The sequence below is a fragment of the Kluyvera cryocrescens NBRC 102467 genome, assembly GCF_001571285.1.
Classification (GTDB): domain Bacteria; phylum Pseudomonadota; class Gammaproteobacteria; order Enterobacterales; family Enterobacteriaceae; genus Kluyvera; species Kluyvera cryocrescens.
The window spans coordinates 1-1,244 of the sequence record NZ_BCTM01000083.1; the positions used below are offsets into that span (position 1 = coordinate 1).

General features: G+C 52.7%; 1 protein-coding gene. It reads right to left on the reverse strand.

Annotated features, from left to right (window positions below; all coding sequences use genetic code 11):
- Positions 1–29 precede the first annotated feature (29 nt).
- The coding region (locus tag KCR01S_RS23575) for an ISL3-like element ISKox3 family transposase (protein WP_156478814.1) at positions 30–1,244 on the reverse strand (1,215 nt) is incomplete at its 5' end.

Here is a 1,244-nt window from a genome sequence, read left to right on the forward strand (position 1 = left end):
TGGGTCTTCCCCGATCATGGTGGGAAGGCTCAGAACGCCATATTCAGCTTTCCGTAGTGGAACATCACCCCCAGTTTAAAGCGCTCCCGGTTTCGGTATCCCCTGGCTTTTATCCTCAGCAGCCTGATCTTGCTGTTAAGTGCCTCCGCATTTCCGTTTGAGACACTGTGTCGCATCGCATTCAGGATCCCGTACAGCCTTTTTCCTATCGTTTTCGCGGCATTTTTCATCATGGGAACGTCACTGTTAGCCGCCAGCGCCAACCATCTCTGCCAGTCACTCCGTCTTTCCTCGCTCCATGGCCTGTTCCAGATATCCTTTGCCAGCTCTTTCAGCGCCCAGCACTGGCTCGTCAGCTTCATCTGTGCACGCAGCCACATCAGCTTTTCCTGCCGGGATTCGGTCATCCACTTATCGCTGTACTGCCACAGGAAGCGGGTTCCTTTTGCCTGGTGTCGGCTTTCAACAGGGAGGTGCGGATGTTCATTCTGACGGGTTTTATCAACTACCTCGCCCAGTTGCTTCGCCACATGGAAGCGGTCAAAGGCGATTTTCTCAACCGCACTGGGTAAGTGGATACGCGCTGCTCTTATATAGCCCGCGTTCATGTCCATTGAGAGCGTTTTGATAGCCAGCAACTGCCCATCAGTGAGCGTGCGAAGATAGCCGGCAAGACTCTCTGTGCCGCGATCATCAGTTAAGGCCAGCGCCCGACCATCGCGATCGGAGATCACCGTTATGTAACGATGTCCTTTTTTAAAGGCGACCTCATCCACATTCATATGACGGGCGGATAATGGCTTTTTTATCCGGGCAAGACCTCGCTTAACTGCCCGGGTCATAATGCCGTCAACCGCATTCCAACTGAGCTTAAGTTGCTTCCTGACAGCATCAACGGTGCTGATTTTCAGCCATGAGAGAACGAACGATTCGAATAGCAACGTATACCGGCTTCCGGGGCCAGCCCACGGAACAGGCAACGTCAGGCAGCCATGCTCCGGACACATAATTCGTGGAACATCGGCTTCAACAATAGTGGTGAACTGGCAGGTATCAAGATGGCGCCATTTACGATGACGGTGATCGTGAACAGAACAGGATTTACCGCAGGTCGGACAGGCTAGCCGGGTGTTTTCAGCGATCTCAATAGTGACAGTAACAGAACCGGCATTTTCATCGAGAGAAAGGGACTTTACCTGCCACGGATCGGACAGGTTGAGAATATGAGCGTAGAGGGACTTTTC